This is a genomic window from Pedobacter nutrimenti (assembly GCF_003208655.1).
In the GTDB taxonomy this organism is placed as follows: Bacteria; Bacteroidota; Bacteroidia; order Sphingobacteriales; family Sphingobacteriaceae; genus Pedobacter; species Pedobacter nutrimenti.
In genome coordinates, this window is the sequence record NZ_QKLU01000003.1 from 205,008 (window position 1) to 228,253 (window position 23,246).

A 23,246-nucleotide genomic window follows, 5' to 3' on the forward strand; every position below is an offset into this window, starting at 1 on the left:
AAATCCGGCACACAAAAAATTGTATGGGATAAACTTTTTAACAAGTCCTATTTACCTCTTGTTAAAGAACGGAACCTGAAAGGTGAAACCGGATAATACAGGCGGAAGGATTTGATAAAGTGTGCCGGATCTGTAAATCCTGTGGTGTAGGCAATTTCTGAAATGGGGAGGTCGGTCTCAAAAAGCAGCCGGACGCTTTTTTTTAAACGCATCTTTAAGCGGTATTCTCCAATGGTGAGGCCCTCTTTTTCCCGGAATGCACGTGCAAGATAAACCGGATGCACAAAAACCCGCCCAGAAAGCTGCTCCAGGCTGTGCTGGGTTTCCAGTTCATCTTCCAGAATTTGCCTGAGCTTTGCCAGCCAGGGCAAACGAAGGGCCACTACAGGTGGTTTCATAGAAGAAATCCAGTTGATCACATGCTCCTGGGCATTGCAGGCATCGCCGTCATTAATAAACAGGTATAACAATTTGTATAAATCGGTAAATGCACCCGCAGGGTATACTTTGGTTTTTTCCGGAATATAAGCAGCAATGTCCAGCGATTTAAGAGCATCCTGGTGAAATTCGATATTCATACAGCTTCCCCCGGGCGCAGGGAAAGAATTTGCATGGTTGTAACCCGATGGACGAAGAATAACTTCACCGGGAGCGATCCTGCGATTCATATCGCTGCTGTTCTCCAGGTAAGTTCCCCGGACCAGCATGCTCAGGTAACTGTTCTGATGATAATGCTGTTCAATGGTACTGTAAGATTGGTAATTGGTCATATTGATGCGAAAAAGCGGGCTTTCCACCTTTTTCTCCTCTGTACCAAAATATTTTCCTGTTGTCAGTGAAATTGACATGATCAATGCATAATGGGATTAGGATAAATATACAATTTTCATATTTAAGAGTTTTGAATATCTTTAGGGCTTTGTAAAAACCAAATGATCCCCGGACGCTATTACCTCTGTTAATGAAATACCTGGAAAAAATTCAAACCTTACTTCCTTTGGGTTATCTGTACCTGATTGTTTTAGGCCTTTTAAAAGAAGGTATCGAGTATTATCAGTTGGGAATCAATATTTTAAAATATTCCTCTATTACAGATATTTTAATCAGCCCGATATCAGACGTCACTTCCAATCCGGTATTGATTGTGATGATCTTTTCGTTTTTTGTGTTTTTCTACCTGGGTCAGCTTATAGTGATCAAAAACAGTCATAAAAACTGGGCAAAAAAAATATTGGGACAAAAAAGGTTTAGCCAGGACGCCAGTAAAACAGAAATACGAAAAGCGATTTTTCCATTTTTTATGTTGTTTTTTGCAGGTGAGCTGCTGATGATGTTTGTTGGATTGGGATTCGGGTCGGGCGCTAAACTAGCGCTAAGAATAAAGCAGAATAATTTTACCTGTGACTACAGGATCAATTTTAATTCGGGCAAATCTGCAGATATCCTGTTGATCAACATGACCAGTTCTTATTTCTTTTATGTGACAAAGGACGATAGAAACATCAAGATCGCCCCGGTAGGGACCATTAATAACCTCGAATTGATAGACAATAAAAAACTCAAATGAGCAATAAAAAACCAGCAGACCTTAGTGACGAAGAATTAATCAGAAACGAAAAAAGAACGAAAGTTTTGGTTGTAACTTTTGTGATCATATTGACCCTCTTGTTTGTGACAGTCATACTCCTGATCATAAAAAAGGGTTTTACCCCATTAATTGCCACTGTAATTGCTTTAGTTGCTGTATGTATAGTTTCCATGAACAATTGGAAAGAATTGAAAAAAGAGATAAAGCTCAGAAAGCTGTAAGCCTGTTTTATCTGGCACAAATTAAAACCTATAAATATCAGGATATCTTTATATCCTGATATTTATAGGTTTTAATCCATTTGGAAAATGCTTGTGGTATTTTTTTCTTTCCGATAGGCCGTAAGGCTCAGGTTTTTGTGCTTCTTGAAAAACTTATTTAAATGGCTTTCATCAGAAAAGCCAAATTCATGAACAATTTCATTGATCCTCATATCGCTAAAGCTTAAGCGGTGTTCCACCATGCGGATCCTGTAATTGGAAATAAATTGCTGCAGGGTTTCCCCGCATTGGTTTTTAAAATAACTTCCTAAATAAGTAGGGGAGATGTCGAATTTATCTGCAATGTGGGAAGCTTTCAGGTGTTGAGGGGAAAAAATATTGGACTGTATATAACTGACAATCTCCAGAATGCGTTTGTCGGAGTTTTCTTTAATGCCAGGTGGTTTTATTTTTGAAATGTTGCGCACAGCAATCACAATCAGCGCATTTACATAATGTGCCGTTAAGTCTTCATCGTACACATCTTTATATTCAATAGCATGCAAAAGACATCCAACAATCGATTTCACCAGAAATTCATCTTCTTTTTGTTTTAAGATGCAGCCCGATAGATGAGAAGCATAATACAATAAACACTCTATACAGTTTAAATTCTTAGACCTGTATTCTTTCACATAATCGCTGTTGATGCTCACCAGTAAAAATTCAGTCGGTTCGGTAATGTCAAAATTATGCTGATCATTGGGCGTCATCAACATCAGGTTGCCGGTTTTGTAGGCAATGCAATTGCCATTGACCCGTAGAAAGCCTTTTCCGGAAATGACATAAGCCATTTGGAAAAAGTTAAACTGTAAATCACTGGCTGAACATTCCGCTATCTTACGGTAAACCACCTTAAAGGACTGGTGCATATTTTCCCTTTTCATAGCGTAAAAATACATTTTTATCCTTAAAATGTACTGATATATCTTTAATGTTCGGTTTATTTTTGTCAAATAGAATTGATGTAAAAATGAACAATCAAAACGCAAGAAAAAATACCATGGCCCTGATTGCCATTTGTATGGCCACACTGATGTTTTCCCTGGAAATTTCCAGTGTACCGGTCATCCTTCCAACCCTGGAGGAAGTACTGGGGGCCAATCTGAAGGATATGCAATGGATTATGAATATCTATACCATTGGCTGTACAACGGTCCTGATGGCGGCGGGTACGCTCGCCGACCGCTATGGGCGCAAGCGGATCCTGCTCATTACCCTGGTGTTGTTTGGTATTGCTTCTTTGTTTTGTGGCCTGGCCCAAAATACGAGCCTGCTCATTATAAGCCGTTTTTTTCAGGGAGTCAGCGGTGGGGCAATGCTCATTTGCCAGATATCGGCCTTGTCCAGCCAATTTCAGGAGGGCAAAGCGCGTAGTAAAGCCTTTGGCATCTGGGGCATTATCCTAGGACTGGGACTGGGTTTCGGTCCCATTATAGGCAGTGGCATTGTAGGACTGCTGTCCTGGAAATGGGTTTTTCTGATCCATGCACCTATTGCTGCCCTGGCCGCATTTCTGGTTTATGGAAATGTTACAGAATCCAAAGACCCGGAAGCCAAAAGCCTGGATGTTTTTGGGATCATCACTTTGTCTTTAGCTGTTTTTGGCTTAACTTATTTTATTACCCAAGGCGGTGATCTGGGTTTTGGCAGCAGTACTGCAATTGCTATCCTGATGGCCGCGGTGCTTAGCTTTATTATTTTTATATGGGTCGAAAAAAAGAACAAGTACCCCATGTTCGATTTTAGCGTATTTAAAATCCGCCAGTTTTCGGGGGCTATTTTTGGTTCTGTGGGTATGAATTTTAGCTTCTGGCCATTTATCATTTACCTGCCTATTTATTTTCAGGGCTGTTTGGGCTACGATGTCATGACGGCGGGCCTTTCTTTACTGGCCTATACACTACCCACTTTAATTATCCCCCCGCTTGCCGAGCGCCTTTCCCATAGGTACCGCCCCGGAATTATAATTCCTTTGGGGCTGTTTACCATAGGACTGGGCTTTTTGGTGATGCGGTACGGAAGCCTGGTCCAGAACCCGGGCTGGCAGAGTATGCTTCCGGGCTCCATACTGGCCGGTATTGGTTTGGGCTTAACCAACACCCCGGTAACCAATACCACCACCGCTGCGGTTTCCAGCAACCGGGCCGGAATGGCATCGGGTATAGATATGAGCGCCAGGCTCATCACACTGGCCATTAACATTGCTTTGATGGGATTTATTCTGGTCGAAGGAATTGTAGCTTACTTAAAAACGGCAATGCCAGCTGGCGTGCTGCAGAACTTATCCCTGCATGCGCTGGCCGAAAAAATAGCTTCGGGAAGTTTCAGTAACCTAAAGCACAATTTCAGCCAGTTAGCGGCCACCGACCCTTCAGGGACTATGGTGCACGCGGCACTGCTGCAGGGGTTTGACTGGGTGATGTTGTATGGAGGAATCGGCGTCTGGGTTTTGGCCCTGGCAAGTTTCATCACTTTTGGAAAGGGGAAAGGGGTTTCAGGAAAATAATTCCAAACATCAAATGATTTCAGAAAGAAGTTTCCGGTAAACAAACAAAATCAGTGATAATGAATTTTGAACGAGTTTGCCTAAATCAACATTACCATCCGTACAAGACACATTAAGCCAAACACAAGATATTTTACTAATAAAGCCCTGATAAAACACTGAATATCCCTAGGGTTGGCCTACCGTTGCCGTACCGTTGGCGTAGGGTTGCTGTACCCCTGGGGTACAGCAACCCTACGCCAACCCTAGTTTAACCCTGCGGGAATTATTTAGTTTATTAGAATTTTATTAATCTTTATTGTGTAATTATTATTCAAAATATTTGTTTTTGTGTTACTTTTAAGATATGTTTGTTATTATTTATTAAAAAAGGGAGGCGTTGAACAAATGTAATGGGTTATGGCAATAGCAGAAAACGGACCTGGTGGTCGTCATAGGGGCAGAATAGGGAATATTGTTTATTATATGCTTGGGGAAACCAATGTGGCAAGGGGCGTTGGCATAACGACTAAAGCCTCAACACAAGCACAGCTTAGGCAAAAGCTAATCACCAAAATGCGCAGCGAGCTGCTGCGTGATTTGCTCGATTTTGTCAATACCGGCTTTAGTATAGAGGCCATGCAGCATTCGGACAACGGTTTTAACCGGGCTGTTAAAAATAACCCCGGCATTATTACGGGAATTTACCCCGACCTGGAAATCGCTTATGATCAGGTTTTACTGAGCAAGGGCCGCCTAAATCCGGCGCAGAACTGGAAGGTAAACCTGGTAGAGGCCGGACTGGAGTACACCTGGGACACCGATCCGCAAATGCCCTGGCCGCAGGCTACCGATCAGGTGATGCTTTTGGCTTATTTCCCTCAGCAACAAAAAGTTTTTTATACTTTGTTTGGCAACAGCAGGTTATCTGGAAGTGATTTTCTTGAAATTCCGCCAAGTTTACAAGACAAGTATATGGAAACCTACATGTCTTTCATCTCCGCAGACCGTAAACAGCTGTCTGACAGTATTTACACCGGGAGTTTTAATTCAGATAATAAGGAAAACAAACCATTAAAAAGTTGATCATGGGAATTTTAAGATCAGGGCTGGTGGGGCCCTTCCGAAAAAAAGTTGGTTCTGTGATCGGGCGCAGGCACAGGAAACAGAATGTAATTACAGCATTGCATAATACCAGTCATAAACCTTTTTCCACCGCACAACAGGATTCACAGCTTAAACTTGGTTTGCTGAATGGTTTTTTAAGTGATATTGACCAGTTGGTGAACATGGGATTTAAAGCCCTGACCAAAAATAACAGTCCTGTAAATGAGGCTTTCTCCTATAACTATAACCATGCCTTTGTTAAAAATGGTGATGCTTTTTTGATCGACTACTCTAAAATTGTATACAGCAGGGGACATATCGTTATACCGGAGCATCCCCAGGTTGTTTTCACAGCCGGTCAGATTACTTTTAGCTGGCTGCCCCAAAAACAATCGGCTTATTGTCAGTTTACCGATCTGGCGAGTTTTTTAGTGTACAATTTTTCGAAAAAGAAGTACATCATGCAATTAAATGTTACCAGTAGGTATGCGCAGCGTCATAGCATTGAAATACCACCCGATTATAGGGGTGATATACTCCATTGTTATATGAGTTTTGCATCAGCAGACGGAAAAAAGAATGGAGATAGCCTGTATGTCGGAGCAATTTAGCATAAAAAACATGTTTCCCCTTTCATTTATATTAATTTATGATTTAAAAATAACTTATGAGTATTTCCAGAAACGATCCTTTTGACCTGACGCTCTGTATGAGAGGGCTTGCCGTATTGATCACTTATATGCATTCCGATGTATATGAATACGTGTACTTTTTTACTTTTAAAAAAACAATGAAAAGCTATGCCAAGGATTTTAACAATCCCTGGGAGCAGCCCATAGAACATGGCGATTTTTTTGACGGGATTAAAGATCCTTTTGTCTGGAATGCACTTAAGGCCGAACGGAGGCTGGTAGAGGGTAAGCACGAACTGGCCTTAAGATTTGGCATAGCGGAAATTGAAGACCTTATGGATGAACAGATCACCATGCAGGCAGAAAGATTTAAGCCGTTTAGATTGGTTTTTAAACGGTCTAAGAGTTATAAAAAACTAAAAACTTATTACGAACGGACCTTATCGGCTATTATAGATAGCCTGTATTTATATGCTTGTGCCCTCACAGCCCAAAGCTATAAAATACCACTTGTATTGAAACGGCAATTCAACCTTTCCCAGCAGGAGGGACTCAGGCTGTTAAATCATGATGACCCTAATGTGCAGCTGCTGGCCAACCTAATTGATGGGTTAAGGGCAGATCTTGAGCGATTAAGCGTATTAAATAAAATCTAAACTTAACGGTAAAGGATAGTCTTAGGGAGTTCCTATAGGTTTGGGATCTGATGTGATAAACAGGGTTACAATATATAAATTACTCTTAAAATAACCATTGTACCCCTAATGTTATAAATACGCTCTTGTAATTGACTGGAACTTATTGACGAAGTCGTATAGTTTTTTGTGTTGAAAAGGTTTGTAGCTTCCAAACCCAGATCAATCCTGTTGTTAAAAAGTTTATACCTTAAATTACTGTTCATCAGAAAAAACCGGGAAGTTAGATTTTCCTGCTGTCTGTTTATGATCTGCTGGGCATTTGCTTCTATGGACAGTTGATCAGTTGGACTATAGGTTAAAGTCAGATACTGATCAAAACGGGTAGTGGTAAAGTTAAATTTCTTAAACTCCTCGTTTTTTTGGCCCCCTTCAGTATATCCGTAGGCGAGGTTGTAATTTAGTGATATGACATTTGCCAGTTTTGTATCGTAGCCAAAATTCAGGATCAGGTTATTATTAAAGTAGGGGAGTAACTGATTGTTTAAATACAGGTTTGTCTTTAACTTACTGTAATTGGCAGACAATTCTATTTTACCCTTTAGTAAAAAGAAGTATTTACTGAAATCAGTATGTACAGATAACCTGCTGGAATTGTTTTTTACAGGAACAAGAACCGTTTGTTGTATATTGTCTGATAGCAAAGTAAAAGCAATTGAACTTGCCATTATTTGACTAAAATTGATTCCAATATTACTAAAAGCTAAATCTATTGACTTTTCCAGATGATATTTTAACCCGAAACGGAGATTTTTCTTTACTTGTAAATCTGCATCGTTATTTTGCAGGGTCCGGTAATTTGTCAGTATGCTCCCCCGGTAAACACTATTCACATCCCCCATATTATTTACGTAAGAAAGGTCGGCATTGATATAATTTTCATCTCCGGTTTTTAGATTTACATTCACATACGGCCCTACAGAAAGTTGGTTTGTTTTTTTATCAATCTGGTATTCAGGTTGATTGTATCTGACCAATTGCAGCTGTAGGGGGGAACTCAGTGATAGTTGCCAGATATCTGTTTTTAAACTGTAACTGGCATTGATATAAAACTTATGACTTTGCCAGTTTAGGGCGTTTCCTGCATCATTTGGATAATTATGTCCTGCTGGGTCGGTATCAAATATTCTGATGTTGCTGTTTAACTGTTTAAATTCATTTGATATTCCTATCTGATAATTTTGTTTGACCAAAGCATCAGGGATAATAAAATTTGACGAAACATCTGAAAAGAAAACCGGGATCTTCACATTCTGGGTTAAACCGTTATACTTCGTGTTGTTGTTCATCACCTCTGGATTGATGCCCTCATCAATAAATAATCTTTGCGGATTGGAGAAGTAATTGACATTCCATTTAAGGATGATGATGTCGCTGTTTTTTAATTTCGGGATGTAACTAAAATTATTTGAAAAATCATAAGCTTGATTTGTTAACCTTTGATTAAAACCAAGCCCATTAAAATTTAGGGGACTGAGGTACTGGTCATGTTTAACATTAAAATTTAAGGTATTATTGAAAAAGACCCGGTAATCATTTTTACTGACCGAAAAACCTGTATTTATTAAATTTGTCTTTTGGGTAAGTGTCTGCCGTTCATTAAAAATAATGGTATCCCCTGGTAAATAATTGGCTACTTTACTGGTGTGGGCAAGGCTGTTTTGATCGGTAAACCCCTGGACATTAAACCTCATTTGTAAACCTTTTTTGGTGTTGACCAGGTTATTGAGGTTTATGACAGCTGATTTATTGTCATAATAGTTTTTTCTAGGCAAGTCGGGAGCACCTGTTGTTCCATTAGACGTTAAAAACTCGGGCTTCGAAAAGTGATTGCTGATCAGGGAATTGTCAGAACTTAAATCTTTAAAGTCGCTCCTGTAGTCTATGCCACTGTTATTGGTTTTAGCACTGTTTAACATTTTAAGGCGCTTATTTAATGCAATAAGGTTTAATGCCGCGTCAAATTGCGAAGGAACACCGGCACCAAGCATCCCTTCCCCGGAAAGTTTCAGGCTATTTTCATCTTTTAGCACCAAATTCATGGCTATATTATTGGTCAGTATTTTATCTTCCAGAACCTTAATTGGCTGGTGATTTTTAAGTACCTCAATGTTTTTGATGAGGTCTTTTGAAATGGATCTGGTTGCCAGCCCATATCTTCCCCCCATCAGATCATCACCGCCAATGAATAAATTGCTAATCGGCTGACCATTAAAGGAAATTTTTCCGTCATCACCAACTATCACTCCAGGAAGGTGTTTTAGCACATCACCAATACTGCGATCCTCATTCCGTGCAAAGCTGTTCACGCTATAGCTTAAGGTATCTCCCCGTTTGGTAATGGTTGGTTTATTTTTTATGTTGACCTCACTTAATTCAACAGGATCTATCTCCAGTAAAAAATCATAAATAGATTTATTTGTCTTCAATTGGATTTGCTTCTTCTTGAAACCTAAATAGGTTGCCTGCAAAAATAAAGTGGGGTCTTTGCTTAAGCTATCGGTTATCAACAGCGCATATGCTCCATTTTCGTTCGTGTAAAGGGAACGGAGGATTAAATTTTTTCCGTTTCTTAAAGAGATATTTACATTGGAAAGTAAAGTGCTGTTTAGGTCTGTAACTTTACCAGAGAGCATGCGGTTTTGGGCGGAAACCGAAATGCTTTTACCCATGAAAAACAAAAGTAATATCCAGTATTTTAGCTTTACCTTGATGCTCAAAATTGAAATTATTTGATAAAAAAAATGAATTTGCTGATGTAATAAAGGCTTATAATTCAATTGGGTTGTATATCACTTTTTTAGATTTGGCATTCTTGTCATTGCTTTCTGTTTCATATACCTTAGAGACCTTTGGCGCCCCAACAGATAATTGGGACTGCATAAATGTATCCGGATGGAGCATGTAAGCCTTTTTTGCTTTGTTGTAATCCGTAATTGTTATTTTAATCGGAGCGGAACCTATAGGTTCAACTTTTCTGGTGGCATCTGTTTCCTTGTTGATGTCTTTAAACAAAAACCGGACTTCCTTTTTGCTGTCTTCTGCTTCTAAAATTAAACCCGGTAAACCCCAAAGTTTAAATGGGCCGTTTTGAAAAGGCAAATCGGGTGCAAACCAGGCAATATAAGTTCGTCCACCATACTTTCCAACCGCTTTCTGGCAGCTAATCCCACCTATTTTTCTGGTTTCATTGCCCATTTCCCAGTTGATTTTTTCGGGTTTTGTTTCCACTAAATAATCTTTATTACCCAGTATCGCTACAATATTCAGCTGGTTCAACAGGGGCCATTGATAATAGGATTCGCTCACAATGCCACCCCCAGAGTTCACGGCAACGACCGGCTGACCGGAAACCACTCTTGCGCTGGGAAGAAGCTTGGGGACTGGTGCAAGGGACCTGTTGTAAACATCGGCGGCTATATATCTGCTGGTCGTTTTACCAACGGACAAAACCATGTCTTTTTTTACAGGGTGTTCTTTATCGTTTAAATTGTTTATATGTATAAACTGGTAAGTTACATTTAGTAAAACCGGGTCCGCCTTTTTGGTTTGAGCAATTACAAAAGATGTTAAATGAATAATCAATAACTGGGAAAGAAGTGTCTTTTTCATAGTCGTATTTCTTTTTATAGGGCGTTGATTTTTTTAAGAAAAAGAGTTTTAACCTCCGGGAAATGGAGAGGGTTTCCTTGTAACAGAATATTGTTGTCTTTATCCGTAAGCACCGCATTAAGCTCCGCACTTTCTTTGATTACCTTATTGAGGGCAATAAATTCTCCTTTTTGATCAAGAAAAAATGGATAGGGAAATTTCTTTATGGAGTTTTTTTTGATCAAATACTTGATCAGCTCAAAGCGGTCATCTGCGTTTGCGATAATGATCACAGGAACATTGTTTTTAGCGGAGGATTGTGGTATTAACTGCGCCCATTTACTGATCTTATCTATACAGGTAGGACAAGAAAAATTTATGGAAACATACAGCTTTAGTGCAGAATTTGCGATTTGAGTACTGTCAAGTACATAATTGTCAAATGGAGCATAAACCTTCAGATTTGCCGGAACGATTAGTTTTTTTTGATCTGTATTTGTTACTGTTGCTTGTTGTCTGTTGTTGTTGCAGCCAAACATTACGATAGAGAGAAATGCAAACAAAATGATAAATATCGAATAATTTTTCATGTCTAGAGGTTGAGGATGATCGTTTTGATTGCTTTGTCTTTAATGTCAAAAATATATGCCGTCTTATCATTACTTATAGCAAAACAAGAAATATATGCTGGTAAATTAAGTTTTTTGATCGCATTGCCCTCCCAGTCATACACAAAAATGGTTTTCCCATAATCCAGGTGCTCACTCATATGATTGTTTCCTGAATATAAAAGATAGATATACTTGTCAGTTACATAACCATTGACAAATGCAAAGCGTGTTTTTTCGTTTCTTTCTATGATATAAGAGCCGTTAAACTTAATGGGATTAAATTCGGGTTCATAATTTTCTGGACCTGAAATGATTTTGCTTTTAAATGTCGATAAATTAAATATCTCAATTTTATCCGTGAACCTGCAGGCAGACACCAGCTTTTCACCTTTTGGCTGCAGGAACAAAAAGCTTTCGTTTGCATTTCGCCAGGCCGCCGGGTCAATCCCCTTAGGGGCGGTGTCATATTGTCCAAAAGCTTTGATCACCTGATCAGAAGGTAGATCAATCAACTGAATTTTTGATGTTTTTTTATAATCACCATTTGCAAATATCCTGGAACTGTCTGTAAGCTGTACAGAATAAAGCAGGCTTTTAAGACCGAATTCTTTACTTCCGGAACGATCATCTGGTCTTTTAAGAACTGGCTGTGTTACTATTTTTTTGGTGGTAATGTCATGGGCCCACAATAAATTTTTATAAATACCTGTTGACATGGGACTAAGAATTTCATTTGCGTTACTGCCCACCTTAAACTGGCTGTCAAGGAGTTTTTTAGTCCGCAAGTTGTATATGAAAAAAAAATAATCTCTTACGGTCAGTTTAGTATTTCTAACAATCAAAAGGGAATCTTTAAGGAATATTTTATTGACTTTCCCGCTTGGAAAATCAATGAATTTTTGAGGAGTTGGTTTTTCTTCTTTAGCAAAGGAAGTAAATGAAGTGCTGTTCTGAGCGGATATATGGTTATTGCTACAGCTCCAAAATAGTAGAGAGCTTAACATAAACAGATAGTATTTGTTCATAAATGAGTGTAGGTTAAATTAGATCAACGAATAAGGTTAAACTAAAAAGGCTGTTTCGATGGATTGAAAACAGCCTTTAAAGTTGCCGGAAAACAACTTTATGAAGTTAAAAAGTTCTGGTTACCAGTGGTGGAGTTTAAGATTGTGGTTCATCACTAGGTGTAGGTACACTGATACCGCATGAAGCAGCAGTGGTATTATTGGCACAATTCGTTATCTCATAATTGTTTGTGCCATCTGTTGCCAGACACCGATCGCTTTCCACTCCGGTATAGCGGCATCCTGAAACAGGGACTGTCTGCTCTTTGGCGGTAGCATTGAATGAAATTGCAGCGGTTGTTGTTGCAACTGCGAATGCAGTTATCAACATAAATCTCTTGATGTTTGTAGGTTTTTTCATGATTTAGGGATTTAGTGAACTGGAATTTGACAAAAAAAAGTGACATATGCAAATTTTTTATGAACTATCTTGTTGTATATGTGTTGTTTAATTCCATAATAATAGTTTGATGTTCTTACTGCGGAGCCTGCCCGAAAATTTTTGCTTTCCATTTGGAGACTTCTTGTTTTATTGTAAATTAGTTGCCAGCTTTGGTACAAATAAGCGATTTTGTGTAACTCCCTTTTGAAATCTAATTTAATTGACTTGAAGTTAATTTTTAAGTTTGATTAAGTACTATTATTTACCTTTTCCAACATGGACGACTATACTGCATATTCGGATGCTGAATTAACAGTTTTACTCAAACTTGGAAAACAGAATGCCTATGCCGAAATATATAACCGCTATGTTTTTGCCTTGTTGAACCATGCCAACAACAAGTTGAGGAATAGGGAAGAGGCCAAAGATGTTGTCCAGGAAGTTTTTACGCAACTTTGGTCCAAACGGGGAAATTTACAGATCAGCAACCTTTCGGCTTATCTTTATACGGCTGTCCGCAATATGGTTCTCAACCAAATTGTCCATAAAGGTGTTCAGGATAAATATATGCTCAGTATGCTGCATTTTGCGCAGCAGGGAAGTGTTGTCACAGATCATCTGGTGAGGGAACATCAATTGGCCGAGCTGATCGAAAAGGAAATTGCCGCGCTTCCCCCTAAAATGAGACATGTTTTTGAACTGAACCGTAAAGAACACCTGAGCCATAAAGAAATTTCCTTAAAGCTGGATATTTCCGAGCAAACCGTAAGCAAACACATTACCAACGCCCTTAAAATATTGAGGACAAAATTGGGTGTGTATTTCTTTTTATTGTGGTTTTTCCACCGCTAAAAAAATATTTTCATTTTCTTTTACCTGTTGTGCTTCTCCAGATTGTCTTACTGTTAATTGAGGAGGTAAAATCCTTAAAAGTATGCAGGAAAAGGACATCACCGACATCATTTACAGGTACAAAACCGGAACAGCTTCAGAACAAGACAAGGCTTTTCTGGAGTCCTGGTATTTACAACATCAGGATCAGGAAGAATTCCGCTATGAGCTGGACAGCCGTTTGGAGGATGCAGAAGAAATATGGGGCAACTTGCAAAAACAAAGCAGGAAAACAAAAAGGTTTGCAGCCTGGCCGGCAGTTGCAGCAGCGGTATTTGTGGTGGTCTTCGGTGCAGCTTATCTGTTTGTGCAGCAGCGTGAGGGCCTGAATCCATTTAAGCAGATCGCAGCGCAGGATGTCGCGCCGGGTGGAAATAAAGCGATACTTACCCTGGCCGACGGAACTAAAGTTTCTTTAACGGATGCCAAAAAAGGTGAAATTGCAGATCAGGCCGGCGTTGTACTGGAAAAAGGAGAGGAAGGTCAGATTGTTTATGCTGTGCCTGCCCATGAAAAGACCTTAAAGTCTATAGAATTCAATACCATTGAAACCCCCAGGGGCGGACAATTTCAGATCCATTTGCCCGACGGGTCCAAAATCTGGCTGAATGCCGCTTCTTCCTTAAAATACCCGGTATGCTTTGAAGGCGCAAAAGAAAGAAAAGTGGAGCTTAAAGGGGAAGCGTATTTTGAAATTGCAAAGGATAAAACAAAGCCTTTTATCGTGGAGTCCCAAAGTCAATCGGTAAAAGTACTGGGAACGCATTTTAACATCAACGCCTATACGGATGAAGCTTCAGTAAAAACAACATTATTGGAAGGCAGTATCCAGGTTTCCTCGGGCCTGGTGACCCAGCAAATCAGACCTGGTCAGCAGGCCATTCTGACCAATCAGCATTTCAACATTATTTCCGTAGACGGACAGGAAGCAACCGCCTGGAAAAAAGGAAATTTTGAATTTGATAATGCCGATATCCAGGCCGTGATGCGACAGTTATCCCGGTGGTACGACATCCAGGTGATTTACATTGGTGAAATACCAAAACTTCATTATTCGGGCTGCCTGCCCAGAAACAGCAACATCTCTGTGGTGTTAAACATGCTTAAAGAAACAGGGAAAATTAACTTTAAACTGGATAAAAAGACCATTACCGTATCTAAATAATTAATTTTTTAAGCTAAGCAAGAAAGGAGGACCATAAAGAAAATTTAAACCAGAACCAGAACCAAATTCCGGCATAAAGCAGCCGCAGAATGCGCTAACATTCTACGGCTTGAATTCCATAAAATGGAATGCAGGAAAACAGTTAATTAAATCTAGAGAATCAACTAAACATTAACCTAAACTAAAGGTATGAAACTATTTGTACAATCTCAAAGAATTGTAGGGGGCGGGCTATGCCATCACCTCAGTCACAGTTCAGCTGAGCAGCCAATATTGCCCTATAAAAAAAGATATTGGGAAAAAGTATTACAAACAATGAAGATAATAGGGTTTTTAATTTTTGCATGTATCATGCAGGTGCACGCCGGGGTTTACTCTCAGCAGGTCAGCCTGAAATCAAACCGGGCTTCTTTGAAAAGCGTGCTTAAAGAGGTCCTTGTACAAACCGATTACACTCTACTGTACAGCGATGAGGTGCTGAATTTATCCGTTCCGGTTTCCGTAAACCTGAATCGCCTTCCCCTGAAAGAAGCACTTGACCAGATTTTTAAGGGACAGCCCCTGACCTACAATATTCAAGAAAAAACAATACTGATCAGTTCCCAGGAAGACAACCTGATCAGCAGGCTCAGGAGGTATTTTAGTTCGATACACGTAACGGGTAAGGTGGTAGATGAAAACAACCTCCCTTTACCAGGTGCATCCGTACAGGTTAAAGGAACTAAACAGGAAACCGTTACCAATGCCGCCGGGGTATTTAACCTGGAAGATGTGCGGGAGAATTCCACGCTGGTGATTTCTTTTGTGGGTTACCAGAGCCGGGAAGTTAAGGCCCAGAAGGATATTGGAAGTTTGCAACTGACAGTGCTGCCTGCAAAACTGGAAGAGCTGGTGGTGGTGGGTTATGGTACCCAGGAAAGGCGGGACCTGACCGGTTCTGTAAGCAAGGTACTTGGATCGGCCATTGAAACGGCGCCGGTAGAAAGTTTTGATAAAGCACTGGCAGGCCGGGTGACCGGGGTTTTGGTTAGCCAGGGGAGCGGCCTGCTGGGAGACCGGCCAACCATTCGCATCCGGGGCACCAATTCCTTAACCTCAGGAAACGATCCTTTGTATGTCTTAGACGGGGTGCCGATCATTACCGCAGACAATAGTGCCATTGTTCCCACCAATCCGCTGGGTGACATTAACCCGGCCGATATTGCCAGTGTGGAGGTTTTGAAAGACGGTTCTGCTTCTGCAATTTATGGGTCCCGGGCCTCATCGGGTGTGATTTTGATCACCACCAAAAAAGGAGAAAAAGGAAAACCGGCAGTACATTATGACTCCTGGTTTGGGCTTTCCCAAACCGCTAAAAGGTATAAACTGCTCAATGCACAGCAATTTATAGACATCAACAATGAAAAGTTTACCAATGCGGGTTTAGATCCGCAGGCCTTTCCGACTATAGGGCCTGATGGAAAACCTTACGATACCGACTGGCAAAAAGTCATTTTTAAAACCGGTTTTTCACAATACCATAATTTAACGGTCAGCGGGGCTACAGACAAGTCCAACTATTACTTTTCTGGCGGATTTACCGACTTGCATGGAATAACGGTAAACAATACACAAAGAAAATATTCACTAAGGGCCAAAGTAGAGCAGAAAGCACTGGATATTTTTACTTTTGGTTTTAATACGGCCATCAGTTATGTGCAGAACAATGGTTTAAACACAGACCCTGGTGCGGTTAGTGGCAATACCGTTGAGGCCTGGGCCCTGTTCCCGAATGTTCCGGTGTATAATCCGGATGGTTCCTATAATATTGTTGGCTCGGCGATAGGCCGGGGGGCAAACAAAATTGGCATTGCCAATGACCTGCCCAACATCAAAGCCGTACTGGATAATAATGTGTTCCGTAACCAAAGTACCACCATTAATGGAAATGCATTTGTCAGCGCAAAAATTATCGATGGCCTGACTGTAAAAACACAATTGGGTGTAAACGCCTTGTTTGGTGAAGATTACAATTACTGGAGCCCGCTTACCGGTGATGGCAAGAGTTTAAACGGTTATGTTTATCAGCAGTACAACCCGGCTTTTAATTATGTGTGGACAAACAACCTGAGTTACAACAAGACCTTTAACCGCCATACCTTGTCTGTTGTTGCCGGTACGGAATTTCAAAAAACCAGGACAAGAAATTTTAATGCTTCAGGAACAGGTCTGTCCAATGTTTATTTCGGACCAAATAACTTAATATCTGGCACGGTGGCCAATCAGTTTGTTGGTGGAGATTTTACAGAAAATGCCATCAACTCTTATTTTGGAAGGGTAAATTACAGTTATGCCGATCGCTATTTACTGACGCTGACTTACAGATCGGACCGCTTGTCGAGCTTAGGCCCTGACAGTAAAGCGGCCAGTTTACCTGGCGTCTCTTTAGGCTGGAGGTTATCGGAGGAAGATTTCTTTAAAAACTCAAATGCCCTTAAGTTCATCGATGATCTTAAAATACGTGCCAGTTATGCTAAAACCGGTAATGCAAGTATTGGAAATTATCCTTTTGCCAACCTGTATGCACCAAATACGTATGGTTCACAAAATGGAGTGTCTTATTCTACCTTTGGAAACAACAGTTTAAAATACGAGACCGCAAATAAATACGATGTAGGTCTGGATGCTTCCTTTTTAAAGAACCGCATTACCTTTACTGCCGATTATTATCAAAACAACAACAACAACCTGATTTTAAGTGTACCTACGCCGCCTTCGGTAGGGGTGCCTTCCAATAAAATTGCCGAAAATATAGGTTCTTTGTATAATCATGGATATGAATTTGGCATCAGTTCAAAAAATATACAAAACAGTTCTTTTTCCTGGAGCACGGATTTTAACCTTTCTTTTAATAAAAGCAAAATTACAGCGCTTTACAGCGGACAGGACATCATCTATTCTGCATCCATTTACCGTGTAGGTCTGCCCCGAAATGAAAACTATTTGTACCAGTCAGCTGGGGTAAACCCAGCTAATGGGAATCCGCTGTTTATAAAAGCCAATGGTCAGGTCGTGCAAGGAAATCTTCCGGATGCAACCTATTACAATTACGATCCGAAAAACCCATCCGATCTTTCTACCCGGAATACGCTGTCGGCTACAGACCGCTTGCCATCGGGAACCTTTACGCCAACCTATTTTGGAAGTTTAAACAATGTGTTTACCTATAAAAACTTTGATCTGACTTTGTATTTTGTGTTTTCAGGTGGAAATAAGATCCTCAACAGTGACCGTGCCGGATTTGTCACAGACAATAGTTTTGAAAATACCAGTATCGATATCTTAAACCGCTGGACCACGCCCGGACAAGTCACGGATGTTCCAAGGTTGTATTCGGGAGGAACCTCTTTTCATACCGCATCCACAGCTTATTTAGAAAGTGGCAGTTTTATCCGCGCGCAACAATTTAAGCTGGGTTATTCTTTGCCTGCCCGTTTAGTCAACCGCATTAAACTCAATAAGGTACATATTTATGCGGCGGCGGATAATGCCTTTCTGATTACCAAATATAAAGGACTTGACCCCGAATTGAACTCTGGTGGCAATCCAAGGCCAAGGACAATGACTTTAGGTTTAAATGTTGGATTTTAATTACTGATCAAATGAAATATTTTCAATCAATCATAAAAACCACAGGTCTTGCTATGGCATTTGCCTGTGCGTTGTCAATAAGTTCTTGCAAAAAATCTACCGATTTACAGCCCAAGAATGCACTCCCATCTTCCATTGCTTTTAATACAGCTGCAAACGTCGAGCTTGCGGTTATAGGTATCTATGGAACTGCCCAGGGCACTATTTTTAATGGAGATGAAATTATCCGCAATGAAATGCGTGGAGAGGACATGGTGTCCAACGGTTTTAATCCGAATATATACCAGAACAACATCATTACCACAGATGGGAACATAAGCAGTACCTGGAGTCAGTTGTACTCGGTGGTTAACCAGACCAATACTTTTATTGATGGTGTGCATGCTGCACTGGCCAAAGGGGTGCTTACGCCGGCCGTTGCAGCTTCTTATGAAGCTGAAGCCCGTTTTCTGAGGGCATTGTCGCATCATGAACTGGTGATTAATTTTTCCAGGCCCTTTTTGGACAATGCCGGGGCTAATCCTGGAGTCCCTTACCGGACCATTTCGGTGAATACGGCCGATGGATTAAGTGCTGCGCTGCAGGTCGACAGGGGAACAGTTAAAGACGATTATGTCAAAATTCTGGCCGACCTGGACTACGCAGAGGCAAATCTGATCGACAACAAAGCACATCCAATATCACGGGCCAGTAAAGGGGCAGCTATTGCCCTTAAAACTCGGGTTAAATTGCATATGGGCGATTGGGCTGGTGTGCTCACCGAAGCGGCCAAACTGGGGGCAACCGGAAGTAGCACCAGCTATAGCAGCCCGATTGGCGGATACCGTTTAACCCCAAGCCCTGATGGTCCGTTTGTAAACAACAGTGGCAACTCAGAGTCGATGTTTTCTATTGAAAATTCATCGAGCTCCAATGCACAGGTCAATAATGCCCTGGCGGCCCTTTTTGGTTATACTGACGGAAACGGAAGGGGATTTTACATCACCAGTCCTAATTTATACAATGCCGCTTTCTGGGTTTCCAGCGACACCAGAAGGACCTTGTTGCAAATTCAAAATACAAGTTCGGGCTCCTCACAGTTTGTGTTTAACAATAAATACCGGGACCAGACAAATTTAACCGACTGGACACCCATTATCAGGTATGCAGAAGTTTTGTTAAATGCAGCAGAAGCCGCTTCTCGAAGTGGTTCTGCGGACGCGCTCAGCTTGCTGAATGCCGTCCGTAACCGTGCCGTTGCTGCGCAGGACCAGTACACCAGCGCCTCTTTTCCAAACGCGAATGCTTTAACGCAGGCTGTGCTGAACGAAAGACGGATTGAACTTGCAGGTGAGGGGTTCCGCTGGGGAGATATACAGCGCTTGTCTAAAGATCCAAACTTTTCGACAGGGGGCATTCCTGCGAAAGTATCTTTTACCAATGTAAAAGACGATGGTTCGAACTATGACATTGTAAACCGCCCGGTTACCGTTTCTAAAATTCCTGCGGTAGCTTACAGCGACCACCGTTTTATCTGGCCTTTTCCGCAAGCCGAGGTGACCTCTAATCCATTGCTGGCCCAAGAACAAAATCCGGGATATTAAAATAAAGCATCATGAACTTAAAAAATATAATTGTTGTCGCTGTTCTGGCTTTATCGGTCCAGGCATTCGGGCAGCCCCCAAAAGGTCCATACCATATATCAGGACATCTTTCGGGATTGAAGGAAGGCAGCTGGATTTATTCAGGAGAAGACTCTGTGCAGATCAGCGCTGGCCGTTTTAAATTTACTGGCCATACCCTTGAACCTAAAATGGCCCAGGTGTATACCAAATCGGAACCACAAATTTACTTTGTGTTTTATGTGGCTAAAAATGAAACCACCACAATTGAGGGAAAAGCTTCGGCTTTTAAACAGGCTGTAATTAAAGGGCCTGTGGCACAAACAGACTACAACCGGCTGAATGCCATGTTAAAGTCTGTTCATATACAGGAAGAGAAATTATCTGCTGGATATGACGCTGCTGAAAAGGCTAAAGACAAGGTTAAATTGGCTGCAATTGAAAAAGAATTTCAAGCTTTAAGCCATCAGTCCGAAAGTAAAACCAGGGCTTTTATAAAGCAAAACCCAAAAAGTTTTGTAAGTGCTGATCAGATCAGGGAGATGAGTTACAGCAATAGCGCAGCGCAGCTGGACCTGTTGTTTAAAGAACTGGACCCTACTATAAAGCAATCTGTTCTGGGTTTGAAATTGCAGAAAATGATTACGGTTAAGAAAAAGAGTGAGCTGGGTAAACAGGTCATGGAGTTTACACAACCTGATAGCTCGGGAAACCTGGTGAGTATCTCTTCCTTTAAAGGAAAATTTGTACTGCTTGATTTTTGGGCAAGCTGGTGCGGGCCCTGTCGGGCAGAAAATCCGAATGTCTTAAAAGCGTACAACCAGTTTAAAGACAAAGGTTTTACTGTTTTTGCGGTTTCCATTGACAGCAAAAGAGAAAACTGGCTGAAGGCCATTAAAGAAGATCAGCTTCCCTGGACCCAGGTTTCAGACTTGAAACAAAGAAACGCAGCGGCAGATCAGTTCGGAATAGAAGCCATCCCTTCTAATTTTTTGATTGATCCTACGGGCAAAATTGTGGCTTCGAACCTTAGAGGGGAGGACCTGTCGAAAAAGCTGGGAGAATTGCTGAAGTAAACCCAAAAAAAGGAAGCAGCATTTCCTGCTTCCTTTTTTTTATGCATTGTATTTCTGGAAAGTTAAATTATACAAGATTTTCAATCCCGCCGGTTACGGTCCCGTGTAGCTGTGCATAAGATTGCGCTCTGCTGTTGATCAGGTTTTGTGTGTGGGCAGTATGTTTCTGCTGAGCTTTGAGCTCAAAGGTCATTCTGCCCATCGCTAAGCCACTTGGGCTGGCCTGGCCAATAAAAACATCATGGCCAGTTGCATTTTTCAGCACCATGGTGCTGCCCATAGGGTGTTTTTCGTTGCTGCCAATGATCATATCGACATGGGCAGATGCAGCCGAAAGGTCCCTGTCGTCGGTTGTTCCTTCTTTTTGCTGGTAGCCTAAAGCCGAAAGACAAATCACCAAATGACAGTTCAAGGTATTTTTAAGGTAGTCTGCCATTTTATTGAGTCTTTGGATGGGATCCTGGAAGTCAATGCCGGGTATTTGTGGGCCTACGCCAGTTACACCTATTTTGAATTTGCCAAAAGAAATGACCTGATAAGGTTTTACAGCAGCAGCCAGCTCGGTATTGCGGAATGTATAGTTACAGTTCAATAAACTGAAGTTCATTGCCTTTGCCAATCGGGCCAAATGCGCCTGTCCGTGAATCAGTTCTTTTGGGCTCAGGGTGCTGGCATGATAACCTGTGTTGTTCATGGCGGTAACCACATCGTAATGATGGTCTTTGTCAGCGGTTTCGCTTAAAAAACCACCGGCATCCAGGATCAGACCACCCATTTCCTGTTTATCCAATAAACCGCCAAGCCGGGAAATTCCCCCTATATCCTGTTTTAAAGGATTTATTTTGCCGTTCAGGTTGTTGCTGTGGTAAATGATGACGCTGCTGCCCGAGGCCTCCAGGGTCATTGCGCTTTTACTGATTTGCGCCAAAGAATTGATGGGTTTACTCAGCAGGCTTGCTGCGGTGACAAGGGTGGTGTTTTTTAAAAAAGACCTGCGGTTATTTGACATGAGTATAGCGTTTTTATTGAACATAAACTTATGCAAAATTAAACAGCTAAGCAAAAGTTAACGAAGGAAAATAAAATTTATTGTTTGAAATGGAAAAAAATATTACTTTTATACTGCAGTTTATGGCATTCCAGTTCTGTCACCGCAGATAAGGACGGCTCTCAATATATGATTTTTTATTGGACGGGTTAAAATAAGGCAACATATTGACGGATGTACGCTTTTACATCTTTATTGAAGTGCTCTGTTTTTCCGGAGAGAGCAGGTGAGGCTGGCTTGAATGAGTTGCATAATAGTATAAGGATAACATTAATTGTAGATTATATATGGCGTCAGGTGAAGATTTTATGGCCTCAATCATCTTGTTTTCGTTCAATTTTGCACCAAAGGGTTATGCCATGTGTAATGGTCAGCTCTTGCCGATCAACCAAAATCAGGCTTTGTTTTCCTTATTGGGGACAACCTATGGTGGTAATGGACAGACGAACTTTGCGCTGCCCGATTTCAGAGGGAGAACAGCCTTACATCCCGGACAGGGCATTGTTTACGGGCAAAGTGCCGGAGAAGAAAACCATACCCTTACGGTTCCGGAAATGCCGCAACATGTACATACCCTGAATGTGGACCAGAACTCTTATGTAAAGGCCCCGGCAGGTGCCCTCGCTGATACTGCCGATCCTAACGGGGCCTATTATGCAGCCAACCCGGCCGTAACAGGCCGTTTTACCAATCACCAGGACACCGGGATGTACCAGAATACACCCTTTAATACAGGGAATACTGGCAGCGGGCAGCCCCACAACAATATGATGCCTTACCTGGTGCTGAACTTTTGTATTGCCATCACTGGCATTTTTCCATCTAGAAACTAAAATTATCATTATGGCTGCTGGAGCGAATCCTTTTGTTGCTGAAGTTTGTATGGTGGCGTTTAATTTTGCGCCGCAGGGTTATGCCACTTGTGACGGGCAATTGATGCCACTTTCGCTAAATACTGCCCTGTTTTCCCTTTTGGGAACAAATTATGGGGGAGATGGGAAGGTTACTTTTGGACTGCCTAATTTCCAGGGCAGTGCCCCCATGGCACCAGGACAGGGCCCCGGGCTTTCATTGCATGACTTGGGAGAAGTTGGGGGAACGCAAACTGTAACGCTCCTCTCCAACGAGATGCCTGTGCATACACATGGTTTTACGCCAAAAATTAAAACGGGGATTGCACCCAATACGATCAATGCAGTAAACAGCCTGCCGGCTGTACCGGATGGAGCAAGCCCACCGAATTTATACTCGGCAACCACAAACGGGACCGATTTTATGGCCCCAATGAATGTGAACCTGGACCCCCAAACTTCATTGGCCGGAGGATCTGCAGCGCACAACAATATGCAGCCCTACCTCTGTGTGTATTTTCTCATTGCCCTTCAGGGCATTTTTCCACCACGTCAATAAATTATAA

The 23,246-nt window shown here is 41.4% G+C and carries 21 protein-coding genes; 13 read left to right on the plus strand and 8 right to left on the minus strand.

Translation table 11 applies throughout. The features are described 5' to 3' along the window. Positions 1-47 precede the first annotated feature (47 nt). Positions 48-848: a helix-turn-helix domain-containing protein gene (locus B0O44_RS09090; protein ID WP_110829505.1), complete on the minus strand. Its 801-nt coding sequence runs from the start codon at positions 846-848 to the stop codon at positions 48-50. Between the two features lie 113 nt (positions 849-961). Here B0O44_RS09090 and B0O44_RS09095 point away from each other — a divergent pair, with 113 nt between their 5' ends. Beyond that, entirely contained in the window at positions 962-1,567 is a 606-nt protein-coding gene (locus B0O44_RS09095) for a hypothetical protein (protein WP_110829506.1), read from the plus strand. After that, complete coding sequence (locus B0O44_RS09100; protein ID WP_110829508.1) at positions 1,564-1,809, plus strand: hypothetical protein; 246 nt, start codon at positions 1,564-1,566, stop codon at positions 1,807-1,809. Before B0O44_RS09095 ends, B0O44_RS09100 begins: the two co-directional genes overlap by 4 nt. A 71-nt stretch (positions 1,810-1,880) precedes the next feature. On the opposite strand, the gene B0O44_RS09105 is transcribed toward B0O44_RS09100, so the two are convergent. After that, positions 1,881-2,735 carry an AraC family transcriptional regulator gene (locus B0O44_RS09105; protein ID WP_211321348.1) on the minus strand — a complete coding sequence of 285 codons (855 nt, stop codon included), beginning with the start codon at positions 2,733-2,735 and terminating at the stop codon, positions 1,881-1,883. Positions 2,736-2,821: 86 nt separating this feature from the next. Here B0O44_RS09105 and B0O44_RS09110 point away from each other — a divergent pair, with 86 nt between their 5' ends. The 4 genes from B0O44_RS09110 to B0O44_RS09125 all read left to right on the plus strand — a co-directional run bounded on the left by B0O44_RS09110 (position 2,822) and on the right by B0O44_RS09125 (position 6,731). Beyond that, entirely contained in the window at positions 2,822-4,357 is a 1,536-nt protein-coding gene (locus B0O44_RS09110) for an MFS transporter (RefSeq protein ID WP_110830397.1), read from the plus strand. A gap of 399 nt (positions 4,358-4,756) precedes the next feature. Next, the gene (locus B0O44_RS09115; RefSeq protein ID WP_110829510.1) at positions 4,757-5,422 is read left to right on the plus strand and encodes a DUF6266 family protein; all 666 of its coding nucleotides are present in this window, start codon (positions 4,757-4,759) and stop codon (positions 5,420-5,422) included. 2 nt (positions 5,423-5,424) lie between these two features. Then, positions 5,425-6,054 carry a DUF6266 family protein gene (locus tag B0O44_RS09120; protein ID WP_110829512.1) on the plus strand — a complete coding sequence of 210 codons (630 nt, stop codon included), beginning with the start codon at positions 5,425-5,427 and terminating at the stop codon, positions 6,052-6,054. Between the two features lie 56 nt (positions 6,055-6,110). Then, positions 6,111-6,731: a hypothetical protein gene (locus B0O44_RS09125; RefSeq protein ID WP_110829514.1), complete on the plus strand. Its 621-nt coding sequence runs from the start codon at positions 6,111-6,113 to the stop codon at positions 6,729-6,731. Positions 6,732-6,796: 65 nt separating this feature from the next. On the opposite strand, the gene B0O44_RS09130 is transcribed toward B0O44_RS09125, so the two are convergent. The 5 genes from B0O44_RS09130 to B0O44_RS09150 all read right to left on the minus strand — a co-directional run bounded on the left by B0O44_RS09130 (position 6,797) and on the right by B0O44_RS09150 (position 12,367). Continuing rightward, a complete protein-coding gene (locus tag B0O44_RS09130) occupies positions 6,797-9,442 on the minus strand; it encodes a carboxypeptidase-like regulatory domain-containing protein (RefSeq protein ID WP_146229793.1) in 2,646 nt (881 codons plus the stop codon). Between the two features lie 97 nt (positions 9,443-9,539). Beyond that, the gene (locus B0O44_RS09135) at positions 9,540-10,382 is read right to left on the minus strand and encodes a GLPGLI family protein (RefSeq protein WP_110829518.1); all 843 of its coding nucleotides are present in this window, start codon (positions 10,380-10,382) and stop codon (positions 9,540-9,542) included. 14 nt (positions 10,383-10,396) lie between these two features. Then, entirely contained in the window at positions 10,397-10,951 is a 555-nt protein-coding gene (locus B0O44_RS09140; RefSeq protein WP_110829519.1) for a thioredoxin domain-containing protein, read from the minus strand. 2 nt (positions 10,952-10,953) lie between these two features. Beyond that, on the minus strand, positions 10,954-11,997 hold the full coding sequence (locus tag B0O44_RS09145) for a BF3164 family lipoprotein (protein WP_110829521.1): 1,044 nt from the start codon (positions 11,995-11,997) through the stop codon (positions 10,954-10,956). Between the two features lie 136 nt (positions 11,998-12,133). Further along, positions 12,134-12,367, minus strand: coding sequence for a hypothetical protein (locus tag B0O44_RS09150; protein ID WP_146229794.1), 234 nt, complete (start codon positions 12,365-12,367; stop codon positions 12,134-12,136). Between the two features lie 327 nt (positions 12,368-12,694). On the opposite strand from B0O44_RS09150, the gene B0O44_RS09155 reads away from it, so the two are divergent. The 5 genes from B0O44_RS09155 (at position 12,695) to B0O44_RS09175 (ending at position 20,781) form a co-directional block, all read left to right on the plus strand. After that, positions 12,695-13,270 carry an RNA polymerase sigma-70 factor gene (locus tag B0O44_RS09155; protein WP_110829525.1) on the plus strand — a complete coding sequence of 192 codons (576 nt, stop codon included), beginning with the start codon at positions 12,695-12,697 and terminating at the stop codon, positions 13,268-13,270. An 82-nt stretch (positions 13,271-13,352) separates the two neighbouring features. Further along, the gene (locus B0O44_RS09160; protein ID WP_110829527.1) at positions 13,353-14,474 is read left to right on the plus strand and encodes a FecR family protein; all 1,122 of its coding nucleotides are present in this window, start codon (positions 13,353-13,355) and stop codon (positions 14,472-14,474) included. A 351-nt stretch (positions 14,475-14,825) separates the two neighbouring features. Beyond that, on the plus strand, positions 14,826-18,104 hold the full coding sequence (locus B0O44_RS09165) for a TonB-dependent receptor (RefSeq protein WP_170123294.1): 3,279 nt from the start codon (positions 14,826-14,828) through the stop codon (positions 18,102-18,104). An 11-nt stretch (positions 18,105-18,115) separates the two neighbouring features. After that, positions 18,116-19,687 (plus strand): RagB/SusD family nutrient uptake outer membrane protein, encoded by a 1,572-nt coding sequence (locus tag B0O44_RS09170; RefSeq protein WP_211321349.1) that lies wholly within the window; start codon positions 18,116-18,118, stop codon positions 19,685-19,687. Between the two features lie 11 nt (positions 19,688-19,698). After that, entirely contained in the window at positions 19,699-20,781 is a 1,083-nt protein-coding gene (locus B0O44_RS09175) for a TlpA disulfide reductase family protein (protein ID WP_110829531.1), read from the plus strand. A 67-nt stretch (positions 20,782-20,848) separates the two neighbouring features. Here B0O44_RS09175 and B0O44_RS09180 read toward each other — a convergent pair whose 3' ends face one another. After that, the gene (locus B0O44_RS09180; RefSeq protein ID WP_110829532.1) at positions 20,849-21,790 is read right to left on the minus strand and encodes a bifunctional UDP-sugar hydrolase/5'-nucleotidase; all 942 of its coding nucleotides are present in this window, start codon (positions 21,788-21,790) and stop codon (positions 20,849-20,851) included. Positions 21,791-22,116: 326 nt separating this feature from the next. On the opposite strand from B0O44_RS09180, the gene B0O44_RS09185 reads away from it, so the two are divergent. Beyond that, positions 22,117-22,662, plus strand: a complete 546-nt coding sequence (locus tag B0O44_RS09185) for a phage tail protein (protein ID WP_110829534.1) — start codon at positions 22,117-22,119, stop codon at positions 22,660-22,662. 10 nt (positions 22,663-22,672) lie between these two features. After that, positions 22,673-23,239: a phage tail protein gene (locus tag B0O44_RS09190; protein ID WP_110829536.1), complete on the plus strand. Its 567-nt coding sequence runs from the start codon at positions 22,673-22,675 to the stop codon at positions 23,237-23,239. Positions 23,240-23,246: the final 7 nt, after the last annotated feature.

What these genes read in the sequence shown, in the direction of transcription:
- B0O44_RS09090 (WP_110829505.1), bottom strand. Translation starts at nt 848, where the DNA reads ATGTCAATTTCACTGACAACAGGAAAATATTTTGGTACAGAGGAGAAA.
- B0O44_RS09095 (WP_110829506.1), top strand. Translation starts at nt 962, where the DNA reads ATGAAATACCTGGAAAAAATTCAAACCTTACTTCCTTTGGGTTATCTG.
- B0O44_RS09100 (WP_110829508.1), top strand. Translation starts at nt 1,564, where the DNA reads ATGAGCAATAAAAAACCAGCAGACCTTAGTGACGAAGAATTAATCAGA.
- B0O44_RS09105 (WP_211321348.1), bottom strand. Translation starts at nt 2,735, where the DNA reads ATGAAAAGGGAAAATATGCACCAGTCCTTTAAGGTGGTTTACCGTAAG.
- B0O44_RS09110 (WP_110830397.1), top strand. Translation starts at nt 2,822, where the DNA reads ATGAACAATCAAAACGCAAGAAAAAATACCATGGCCCTGATTGCCATT.
- B0O44_RS09115 (WP_110829510.1), top strand. Translation starts at nt 4,757, where the DNA reads ATGGCAATAGCAGAAAACGGACCTGGTGGTCGTCATAGGGGCAGAATA.
- B0O44_RS09120 (WP_110829512.1), top strand. Translation starts at nt 5,425, where the DNA reads ATGGGAATTTTAAGATCAGGGCTGGTGGGGCCCTTCCGAAAAAAAGTT.
- B0O44_RS09125 (WP_110829514.1), top strand. Translation starts at nt 6,111, where the DNA reads ATGAGTATTTCCAGAAACGATCCTTTTGACCTGACGCTCTGTATGAGA.
- B0O44_RS09130 (WP_146229793.1), bottom strand. Translation starts at nt 9,442, where the DNA reads ATGGGTAAAAGCATTTCGGTTTCCGCCCAAAACCGCATGCTCTCTGGT.
- B0O44_RS09135 (WP_110829518.1), bottom strand. Translation starts at nt 10,382, where the DNA reads ATGAAAAAGACACTTCTTTCCCAGTTATTGATTATTCATTTAACATCT.
- B0O44_RS09140 (WP_110829519.1), bottom strand. Translation starts at nt 10,951, where the DNA reads ATGAAAAATTATTCGATATTTATCATTTTGTTTGCATTTCTCTCTATC.
- B0O44_RS09145 (WP_110829521.1), bottom strand. Translation starts at nt 11,997, where the DNA reads ATGAACAAATACTATCTGTTTATGTTAAGCTCTCTACTATTTTGGAGC.
- B0O44_RS09150 (WP_146229794.1), bottom strand. Translation starts at nt 12,367, where the DNA reads ATGTTGATAACTGCATTCGCAGTTGCAACAACAACCGCTGCAATTTCA.
- B0O44_RS09155 (WP_110829525.1), top strand. Translation starts at nt 12,695, where the DNA reads ATGGACGACTATACTGCATATTCGGATGCTGAATTAACAGTTTTACTC.
- B0O44_RS09160 (WP_110829527.1), top strand. Translation starts at nt 13,353, where the DNA reads ATGCAGGAAAAGGACATCACCGACATCATTTACAGGTACAAAACCGGA.
- B0O44_RS09165 (WP_170123294.1), top strand. Translation starts at nt 14,826, where the DNA reads ATGCAGGTGCACGCCGGGGTTTACTCTCAGCAGGTCAGCCTGAAATCA.
- B0O44_RS09170 (WP_211321349.1), top strand. Translation starts at nt 18,116, where the DNA reads ATGAAATATTTTCAATCAATCATAAAAACCACAGGTCTTGCTATGGCA.
- B0O44_RS09175 (WP_110829531.1), top strand. Translation starts at nt 19,699, where the DNA reads ATGAACTTAAAAAATATAATTGTTGTCGCTGTTCTGGCTTTATCGGTC.
- B0O44_RS09180 (WP_110829532.1), bottom strand. Translation starts at nt 21,790, where the DNA reads ATGTCAAATAACCGCAGGTCTTTTTTAAAAAACACCACCCTTGTCACC.
- B0O44_RS09185 (WP_110829534.1), top strand. Translation starts at nt 22,117, where the DNA reads ATGGCGTCAGGTGAAGATTTTATGGCCTCAATCATCTTGTTTTCGTTC.
- B0O44_RS09190 (WP_110829536.1), top strand. Translation starts at nt 22,673, where the DNA reads ATGGCTGCTGGAGCGAATCCTTTTGTTGCTGAAGTTTGTATGGTGGCG.